Below are 8,478 nucleotides of genomic sequence, written 5' to 3'. Positions count from 1 at the left end.
CGAGAGCGAGGGTTTTCACCGAGCGTTTTCCGGGATCTCCCTCCAGAAAAGCGGACCTGACTTTATTAGTATTGGCGCTCTCCAAACAATCGAACGATCGTTCGCTTTTGTTCAACCTCTTTTCCTGGCCGCCCATGTCCGACTCACCTACCCGCCCCTGGCACGCGTCCTACCAGCAGGTGGGCATCGCGCCCGCGCTGGAGGCATTGCCCTATCGCAATCTGGCCGAGATGGCCCACGAAAGCTGCAAGCGGTGGCAGACCGAGAGCCAGGTGAAAGCAGCGTTCAGCTGTGTGGTGCCCAACGGCATGAACGGCCGCCTGAGCTTTGCCCAGGTGGACGAACTCTCGGACGCCTTCGCCGGCTACCTGCGCGCGGTGCTGGGGCTGAAGGCGGGTCACCGGGTGGCGGTGCAGTTGCCCAACAGCCTGGGCTACCCGGTGGCGGCACTGGGGGTGTTCAAGGCTGGCTGCGTGTTGGTGAACACCAACCCGCTCTACACCGAAACAGAAATGATCCACCAGTTCAACAATGCGGGCGCGCAGGTGCTGGTGATGGTGGACATGTTTGCCGACAAGCTGCCCGCCGTGCTGGCCAAAACCGGCATCAAGCAAGTGGTGCTGGCATCGGTGTCGTCGTTCTTCCCCGCCGTGCCGGGCGCCATCGTGCGCGGGGTGCAGCGCTACTGGAACCGCGTGCTGCCACCCGTCACGGCGCCGCACATCCGGCTGAGCGAGGCGCTGGCACAAGGGCGCGCCACGCTCGCCAAAACGCCGGCCCGCGAGTACTGGCAAGGCATCGGCCGCCATGAGCTGGCGGTGCTGCAGTACACCGGCGGCACCACGGGCGTGAGCAAGGGCGCCATGCTCACGCACGACAACCTGCTCAGCAACATCCAGCAGACCCGCGCCATGGGTCAAAGCCACATGGCCCCGGGCCAGGAGTGCGTGCTCACCGCCCTGCCGCTGTATCACATCTTTGCCTTCACCACCAACCTGCTGGGCTTCCTGGCCATCGGTGGACACAACGTGCTGATTCCCAGCCCACGGCCGGTGCAAAACCTGCAGCGCGCGATCGAGAACTTTCCGATCACCTGGATGACGGGGGTCAACACGCTGTTCAACGGCCTGCTGAACGAAGAGTGGTTTGTGGCCTACCCACCCAAGACGCTCAAGGCCTCCATTTCGGGTGGCACGGCACTGCACAGCGCGGTGGCGAAACGCTGGCGCGATGTGACGAAGACGCCGATCGCAGAGGGCTATGGTCTGACCGAGACCTCGCCGGTGGTGAGCTTCAACCCGCTGACCGGAGAGCCGCGCGACGGCAGCATCGGCATACCGGCGCCGGGCACCGATGTGCGCCTGGTGGGCGACGATGGAAAAGACGTGGCCGCCGGCGCGCCGGGAGAGCTCTGGGTGCGCGGTCCGCAGGTGATGCAGGCCTACTGGAATGCCGAAGAAGAAACCGCCAAGGTGATGCACGACGGCTGGTTTGCCACCGGCGACGTGGCGGTGATGGACGAGACCGGCTTCATGCGCATCGTGGACCGCAAGAAGGACATGGTGCTGGTGTCGGGCTTCAACGTCTACCCCAACGAGGTCGAGGACGTGATTTCGAGGATGGACAACGTGCTGGAAGTGGCCGTGATCGGCGTGCCCGATGGCAAGACCGGCGAAGCGGTGCGCGCCTATGTGGTGCAGAACCCCGACAGCCCCACGGAAGTGATGCCCGCCGATGTGCTGGCCCACTGCAAACAGCACCTGGCCGCCTACAAGGTGCCCAGGCTGGTGGTGGTGCGCGACGAGCTGCCCAAGAGCCCGATCGGCAAGGTGCTGCGCAAGGATCTGCGCAAGGCCGTGGCCGAAGAGATGAAACAGCACTAACCCGAAAGACAGGCACACATGATCTCCGAATTCGAGACCAAGCTGCTGGGCATCATGATGATCGTCATCATGCTCGGCATGGGCGCGTCGCTGACCTGGCGCGATTTCCTCATTGCGTTCCGCAAACCCAAGGGCGTGCTGGTAGGCATCCTGTGCCAGTACGGCATCATGCCGCTGCTGGCCTACTTGCTGGCACAGGCGCTGGACCTGTCCCCCTCCCTCACGGTGGGCCTGATCCTCATGGGCTGCATGCCGGGCGGCACTACCTCCAACATCTTCACTTACTTCAGCAAGGCGGTGCTGGCCTTGTCCATCATGATGACCTCGGTGTCATCGCTGGTCGCGCTCGGCATGGTGCCGGCGCTGCTCGAGTTTTACTCGCAGCTGGCCGGCCTGGAAGGTGAATTCCGCATCCCCGCCGGCAACGTGGCGCAGGTGCTGTTCGTGCTGCTGGTGCCCACCGTCATCGGCATGGTGCTGCGCAAGCTCAGTCCCAACATCGGTGCCACCGTGGAGCTGGTGGGCGGGTTCCTCGGCGTGGTGGTGATTCTGTTCCTGCTCACCACCTGGGTGCCGCGCAACCACATGCTGCTGGCCTCCACGCCGTGGTACGTGTTCTTCGCCGCCATCGGGCTGGGGGTGTTCGGCATCGGACTGGGTTTTGTGCTGGCCCGGTTGTTCAAGCAGGACCCCAACCGAAGCCGCACCATCGCGCTGGAAACGGGCATTCAGAACGGCCCGCTGGCGGTGCTCATCGTCACGCTGACCTTCACCGGCACGATGCAACAAGAGGTGCTGCTGATCCCGGTGCTGTACTCGCTGTTCATCGTGATCACCTCCAGCATCGTGACGGTGTTCTTCCGCCGCATGAGCGTGCGTGAAGCACTGGCCCGCGACCGCGCCAAGGACGGTTCGGTGCTGGCCACCTGAGCACCTGAATCGGTCGGGTGGCGGCATCCGCAGGCGCCTTCGGCTGACGATTCCTGCGCGTCTGCGGCGTGGCCATCCCGGTGCTGCAGCAGACTCCGCTCGGTCAGTGCCGGGCCTGTGCACGGCACCGAGCCCCTGCCTCCTGTGACGCCCGAACGCAGACTCAAAACTGGCGCCGCGACTCTGCCTGCGAACGGTCCATCTTCGGCAGGTCCAGCGCCTGAAGGTTGGCGCGGGCGCGGTCGGCCAAGCGCAGCACCAGAGCGTCGAGTTGCTCCACTTCGTGGGGCTCCAGCGCCAGCAGCAACTGCCGGTTGAGTTCAATCACCACCGGCAGGAACTCGTCATACAGGGCACGACCTCTTTCCGTCAGGGACACCCTGGCCTGGCGCCTGTCGCTGGGAATCACCACACGCGCGATGAGCTTTTTTTCGACCAGCGCGGTGATGATGCGCGAGGTCCGTGCACGGTCGAGCTGCGCCAGATCCGCCAGCTCGGAGGACAGCATGGGCACGTGCCGGGCCAGCATGACGATCAGCCGCCATTCGCGGCGCGAGATGCCGTAGCGGGCCTGGCACAGGCGCCCCACTGGCGCCACAGCCACCGCTTGCAGGCGGGAGAGGCGGTAGAGGAAGAGTTCGCTCGCTGCATGGGGTTGGTCGGGCCGAATATCAATCACGTTGACTCCTCTGGGTGAATACCCTGAGATTGGTTGTATTGGTCAATCAAGTGTTCCGGACATAGATTCAACGCTCACGTCCGAACAACTCAGGAGACAACATGTACACCATCCCCACTCCCCCGTCGACCTCACGCTTTGCCTACACCGCCTTGTTGGCCCTGGCAGCGGCCTTCGTCGCGCCCCTCGCCCTGGCCCAGACCTGGCCCGGCAAGAGCGTCACGCTGGTGGTGGGCACACCCGCCGGCGGCTCGGTCGATGCCTATGCCCGGGCGCTGGCGGACCAGCTCGCCCGCCAGACCGGGGGCACCTTCATTGTGGAGAACAAGGCCGGCGCCAACGGCAACCTCAGCGCCGACCACGTGCTTGCCGCCGCGCCCGATGGCCACACACTGTGGATCAGCACCCAGGCCATGTTCACCATCAACCCGTCCGTGTACCCCAACCTGCGCTGGAAGCAGTCAGACTTCAAGCCGATCGCCAAGGGCATCGAGAGTCCGCTGGTGCTGGTCACGCATCCGTCGGTGCCCGCCCGGACCTTGCCGGAGCTCGTCAAGTGGGCGGCGGCGAACCCGAAGAAGGCCGCCTACGCTTCTTTCAGTCCGGGCACGCCCTCGCACTTCCTGGGCTTCCAGCTCAACGAACGCATGAAGCTCGACATGGTGCACATCCCCTACAAGGGCAGCGCGCCGCAGATTGCCGACCTGCTGGGCGGCCAGGTGCTGCTCGGGTTTACTCAGTTGCAGGCGGCGCTGCCACAGGTGCAGTCCGGCAAGCTCAATGCCATCGCCGTCACCTCGAAAGAGCGCACCAAGTTCCTGCCCGAGGTGCCGACCCTGGCCGAGCTAGGCCACCCGGATCTGAGTTCCACCGTCTGGTTCGGTTTGGCGGCGCCGTCGGCCGCACCCAAGGTGGTGCTCGACCAGATCGCAGCGGCAACAGTGAAAGCTCAGGCCAGCCCGGAATTCAAGGCAAGGCTGGAGGCACAGGGCTTCGACGTGCCACAGGAGCAAGGTGAAGCGTTCGCAGCGACCATTGCCGCCGAGACAGCACGCTGGGCGCAGGTCGTCAAGGCCACCGGGTTCCGCGCCAATGAGTGAAGCCAGCCACCAGGCATGGGCCCCGCCCGCACCACCCACGCTGGAATTCTTTGCCACGCTCTCGGTGCAGGTAGCGCCGGCCCACGAGATCGGTCAGACGCCGGCGGGCAACCGGCGAATCATCCCCATCCTTGGCGGACAAGTGCAGGGCCGTGGATGGAACGCCCGCGTGCTGCCGGGCGGCGCCGACTTCCAGGCCATCGTCACTCCCACGCTGGCCCGGCTGGACGCGCGCTACCTGCTGGAGACGGAGGCGGGCGAGCTGATCTACGTCTGCAACCGGGCCGTTCGCACCGCAGCGCCCGAGGTCACGGCCCGCCTCGTCCGCGGCGAACCGGTGGACCCAGCCCAGGTGTATTTCCGCTGTGTGCCCACGTTCGAGACCTCCGCGCCGGGCTTCGCATGGATCAACGAGCGGGTGTTCGTGGGCTCCGGCGTGCGCCGTCCCGACCGGGTCGAGATCAGCTGCTTCAACGTACTTTAAGAGCGGCCGGCCCGAGCAATGTGGCCGGCTACCTGCTGCGACTGCGCAGCGATGGCACGCAACAGTCCACCGGGCTGGCGCACGTCGAAGCCCACGAAATACACCCCGGCCAGATCGCCCTGCCCCACCACCTGTGTGGGCATGCCGCGCGCGTCCAGCGGCAAGGGCGTGACCGGAAACAGTTCGTTCAACGCGGGGTCGTAGCCGGTGGCAAGCAGGACCGTGTCGAAGGGGTGTTCGGTGCCGTCGGCGAAGCGCACGCCGCCGTGCAGCAGGGTCTCGATGCCGGGATAGACCTGGATGTCGCCGCGCTTGATGCGTGCGACCGTGCCCACGTCGATCACCGGTGTCTTGCCGTCTTCGCGCAGTTGGCGCAGCGGTGACACGTCGGCCGTGTGCAGGCCGTAGCGGCCGAGGTCGCCCACGCTGAGGTTGCGCAGCAGCGTGGCGGCCGCGTCGCCCAGCGCGTGCGGCAGCTTGCTGAGCAGGATGCTGGAGAGCTGGGTGGGCCGGCCCAGCACATCGCGATAGACGATGTTGACCGGCGAGCGCACCGACAGCGCGGCGCGCACGCCGTGCTCCACCAGGTCCAGCGCGATCTCGGCGCCGGTGTTGCCCATGCCCACCACCAGCACGCGCTGGTTGGCGAAGGGCTTGGCGTTGTGGTACTCGCGGCTGTGCAGCACGCGCCCGCCAAAGTGGCCTTGCCCCGGCAGCGCGGGCGCACGCGGACGGCGGTTGGCGCCGGTGGCCACCACCACCTGGCGCGACGCGATCAACCGCCCACTGGCGGTGCGGGTGATCCAGCCCGCGCCCGGCGCTGCAGGCTCGATGCCCACCACGGAGTCACCCAGCTCGGGTTCGATCCCGTGGCGATCGGCGTAGCGCGTGAGGTAGTCGACCACGCCTTCGCGCGACACGTACCGTGGTGCGCTGTCGGGAAACGGCAGACCCGGCAACGCCGAATGCGTCTTGACGGTGTGCAGGTGCAGGCGTTCGTAGTGGTGGCGCCAGCTCGAGGCGACCTCGCGCGCCTGATCGATCACCAGCGAGCGCTCGCCGTGTTGCGCCAGGCAGGCCGCGGTGGCCAGGCCAGCCGGTCCGGCACCGATGACGAGCGTGTCGACCTCGGTGCGCGTGGTGGGTGTGGGATACATGAACACTCGTCTTTTTTGACGAGTGTGGGGGGCGCGCGCGCGCCACGCCATGGGGGCTTGTACCCGGGCAAAAGGACCACAGATCAGCGCAGACTCATCGCCCGTTCCAGCAGGAAAGTTCGCTCCCGCTCGTTGCCGGCGAGGGACGCGGCCCGTTCGAACTCGGCACAGGCCTCGGCATCGCGTCCCAGCCTGGCCAGCAGGTCACCGCGCACGCTGGGCAGCCAGTGGTAGTCGCGCAGGGCCTTGTACTGCATAAGAGCGTCGACGATCAGCAGGCCCGCCGCAGGGCCGGCGTGCATGGCCACGGCCACTGCCCGGTTGAGTTCGACGACGGGTGAAGGCGCCACGCGCGCCAGCCCGGCATAGAGCGCCGCGATGTTCTCCCAGTCGGTGTCCTGCGCACGCACCGCACGCGCATGGCAGGCAGCGATGGCCGCCTGCCACTGGTAGGGCCCCGCAGTGGGTGCCAGCGTCTGCGCACGCGCCAGCGCCGCCAGACCCCGGCGGATGAGCAAGGCATCCCAGCGGCTGCGGTCCTGGTCGGCCAGCAGCACCGGGCGGCCCTGCGCATCGGTTCGTGCGGCAGCGCGCGAGGCCTGTATCTCCATCAACGCGAGCAGGCCATGCACCTCGGCTTGCTGCGGAGCAATACCAGCCAGCATGCGGCCCAGGCGCAGGGCTTCATCGCACAACGCCGGGCGCATCCAGTCACCACCGCTGGTGGCGGTGTAGCCCTCGTTGAACACGAGGTACACCACCTCCAGCACCGAAGCCAGGCGCTCGGCCAGCGCCTCACCGCGCGGCACTTCAAACGGCACACCGGCTTCGCTCAGCGTCCTTTTGGCGCGCACGATGCGCTGGGCAATGGTGGCCTCGGGCACGAGGAAGGCGCGCGCGATTTCGTGTGTGGTGAGGCCGCCCAGCAGCTTGAGCGTGAGCGCCACGCGCGCGTCGGCCGAGAGCACGGGGTGGCAGGCGGTGAACACCAGGCGCAGCAGGTCGTCGCCAATGTCGTCCTGCCGCGCCTCGTCGAGCGCATCCACAAAATCGGGCACATGGTCGGCGCCCAGGGCTTCGAGATCGGCGGCGATGCCGTCGTGCCGCGCCTCGGCCATCTGGCGGTGGCGCAAGTGGTCCAGCGCACGCCGTTTGGCGGTGGTCATGAGCCAGGCGGCTGGGTTGTCGGGCACGCCTTGCGCGGGCCAGTGTTCGAGTGCGGCCACCAGCGCGTCCTGCGCGATTTCTTCGGCCACGCCCACGTCGCGCACCACGCGCGCCACATGCGCCGTGATGCGCGCGGACTCCAGGCGCCACACGGTGGCAATGGCCTGGTGAACACCGGAGTGCATGCGCAGCGGCTACATTTGCGCCGGCGCTGCAGCCATGTCCATCCAGAACACTTCCCACTGATGTCCGTCCAGGTCGGCAAAACCGTGCTGAAACATGAAGCCGTGGTCTTGCGGCGCATTGGGCGTGGTGGCGCCAGCGGCCACGGCCTGGGCGACGAGCTCTTCCACCTCGGTGCGGCTGTCGCACGAGAGCGCGATCAGCACCTCGGTGGTCTTTCTGGCGTCGGCAATGGGCAGCTTGGTGAAGCCCTGAAAGAAGGGCTCGACCAGCAGCATGGCGCAGATGTTGGGTGCAATCTCCAGGCAGGCGCCTTTCTCGTTGGTGAACTGTGGGTTGAAGTTCAGGCCCAGCGCCTTGAAGAAGGTCCGGGATTTGTTCAAGTCCTTGACGGGCAGGTTGACGAAAATTTCGCGCAGCATGGGGTCCTCCGGTCGTTGGGTCAGTTGGTGTCTTCGCACAGGCGTTTGAGCTTGTCCAGGGCCGACGGCCAGAGCTTGGCCATCATGTCTTCGTAGCCACCGAACGCGTCCAGGGCCACGCGCAGGCGGGTGCCCCCGCTCTCGTCGCTGAAGCTGTAGTTCTCGAAGCAAGGGGCCCAGGCGCGCACCGCGTCGCTGGTCGTGTCGTCCTGGCCATTGGCGATGAAGCCGAGGTGGCGGATGGACACAAACTCGGCGGGACGGTGTTCGGCAATTTCGGACACCATGCCGTTGCCGTCCGAGCCAAAGAAGCGGATGGTCTGCCCCGCGTCCCAGGAGCCTTCAAACCGCGAGCCTTCGCAGAAAACGCTGGTCCACTGCTCGTAGGTGGGCGACTGCAGCATGGTGGTCCACACCTGCTCACGTGGCGCCTGGATGAGGATGTCGAAGTGTTGGGCTGGCATGTCGGGCTC

At 66.5% G+C, this 8,478-nt stretch carries 9 protein-coding genes; 4 read left to right on the top strand and 5 right to left on the bottom strand.

The window, feature by feature from the left end; translation table 11 throughout:
* Nucleotides 1–134: 134 nt before the first annotated feature.
* Both Q0C59_RS07815 and Q0C59_RS07810 read left to right on the top strand, forming a co-directional pair.
* Nucleotides 135–1,883 (top strand): AMP-binding protein, encoded by a 1,749-nt coding sequence (locus Q0C59_RS07815; protein ID WP_291213828.1) that lies wholly within the window; start codon nucleotides 135–137, stop codon nucleotides 1,881–1,883.
* An 18-nt stretch (nucleotides 1,884–1,901) separates the two neighbouring features.
* Nucleotides 1,902–2,813 carry a bile acid:sodium symporter gene (locus tag Q0C59_RS07810; RefSeq protein WP_291213826.1) on the top strand — a complete coding sequence of 304 codons (912 nt, stop codon included), beginning with the start codon at nucleotides 1,902–1,904 and terminating at the stop codon, nucleotides 2,811–2,813.
* Between the two features lie 163 nt (nucleotides 2,814–2,976).
* Here Q0C59_RS07810 and Q0C59_RS07805 read toward each other — a convergent pair whose 3' ends face one another.
* Nucleotides 2,977–3,492 carry a MarR family winged helix-turn-helix transcriptional regulator gene (locus Q0C59_RS07805; protein WP_291213824.1) on the bottom strand — a complete coding sequence of 172 codons (516 nt, stop codon included), beginning with the start codon at nucleotides 3,490–3,492 and terminating at the stop codon, nucleotides 2,977–2,979.
* 101 nt (nucleotides 3,493–3,593) lie between these two features.
* On the opposite strand from Q0C59_RS07805, the gene Q0C59_RS07800 reads away from it, so the two are divergent.
* Together Q0C59_RS07800 and Q0C59_RS07795 are read left to right on the top strand one after the other, a co-directional pair.
* Entirely contained in the window at nucleotides 3,594–4,592 is a 999-nt protein-coding gene (locus tag Q0C59_RS07800) for a tripartite tricarboxylate transporter substrate binding protein (RefSeq protein WP_291213822.1), read from the top strand.
* Entirely contained in the window at nucleotides 4,585–5,076 is a 492-nt protein-coding gene (locus tag Q0C59_RS07795; RefSeq protein WP_291213820.1) for a DUF3237 domain-containing protein, read from the top strand. Before Q0C59_RS07800 ends, Q0C59_RS07795 begins: the two co-directional genes overlap by 8 nt.
* On the opposite strand, the gene Q0C59_RS07790 is transcribed toward Q0C59_RS07795, so the two are convergent.
* The 4 genes from Q0C59_RS07790 to Q0C59_RS07775 form a co-directional block, all read right to left on the bottom strand.
* Complete coding sequence (locus Q0C59_RS07790) at nucleotides 5,073–6,233, bottom strand: NAD(P)/FAD-dependent oxidoreductase (protein WP_291213818.1); 1,161 nt, start codon at nucleotides 6,231–6,233, stop codon at nucleotides 5,073–5,075. The two genes, Q0C59_RS07795 and Q0C59_RS07790, sit on opposite strands and share 4 nt — an antisense overlap.
* A gap of 83 nt (nucleotides 6,234–6,316) precedes the next feature.
* Nucleotides 6,317–7,585 (bottom strand): RNA polymerase sigma factor, encoded by a 1,269-nt coding sequence (locus Q0C59_RS07785; RefSeq protein WP_291213816.1) that lies wholly within the window; start codon nucleotides 7,583–7,585, stop codon nucleotides 6,317–6,319.
* Nucleotides 7,586–7,594: 9 nt separating this feature from the next.
* On the bottom strand, nucleotides 7,595–8,005 hold the full coding sequence (locus tag Q0C59_RS07780; protein ID WP_291213814.1) for a VOC family protein: 411 nt from the start codon (nucleotides 8,003–8,005) through the stop codon (nucleotides 7,595–7,597).
* Nucleotides 8,006–8,025: 20 nt separating this feature from the next.
* Entirely contained in the window at nucleotides 8,026–8,469 is a 444-nt protein-coding gene (locus tag Q0C59_RS07775; RefSeq protein ID WP_291213812.1) for an SRPBCC domain-containing protein, read from the bottom strand.
* Nucleotides 8,470–8,478: the final 9 nt, after the last annotated feature.

Origin of the sequence: Hydrogenophaga sp., assembly GCF_022844385.1 — a bacterium.
GTDB lineage: Bacteria > Pseudomonadota > Gammaproteobacteria > Burkholderiales > Burkholderiaceae_C > Hydrogenophaga.
The sequence above is the reverse complement of the archived record's forward strand: the minus strand, read 5'-3'. Positions and strand labels throughout refer to the sequence as shown.

Bases quoted from the DNA above. Each gene is read 5' to 3' on its own strand.
- Q0C59_RS07815 (WP_291213828.1), top strand. From the start codon at position 135: ATGTCCGACTCACCTACCCGCCCCTGGCACGCGTCCTACCAGCAGGTG.
- Q0C59_RS07810 (WP_291213826.1), top strand. From the start codon at position 1,902: ATGATCTCCGAATTCGAGACCAAGCTGCTGGGCATCATGATGATCGTC.
- Q0C59_RS07800 (WP_291213822.1), top strand. From the start codon at position 3,594: ATGTACACCATCCCCACTCCCCCGTCGACCTCACGCTTTGCCTACACC.
- Q0C59_RS07795 (WP_291213820.1), top strand. From the start codon at position 4,585: ATGAGTGAAGCCAGCCACCAGGCATGGGCCCCGCCCGCACCACCCACG.
- Q0C59_RS07790 (WP_291213818.1), bottom strand. From the start codon at position 6,233: ATGTATCCCACACCCACCACGCGCACCGAGGTCGACACGCTCGTCATC.
- Q0C59_RS07785 (WP_291213816.1), bottom strand. From the start codon at position 7,585: ATGCACTCCGGTGTTCACCAGGCCATTGCCACCGTGTGGCGCCTGGAG.
- Q0C59_RS07780 (WP_291213814.1), bottom strand. From the start codon at position 8,005: ATGCTGCGCGAAATTTTCGTCAACCTGCCCGTCAAGGACTTGAACAAA.
- Q0C59_RS07775 (WP_291213812.1), bottom strand. From the start codon at position 8,469: ATGCCAGCCCAACACTTCGACATCCTCATCCAGGCGCCACGTGAGCAG.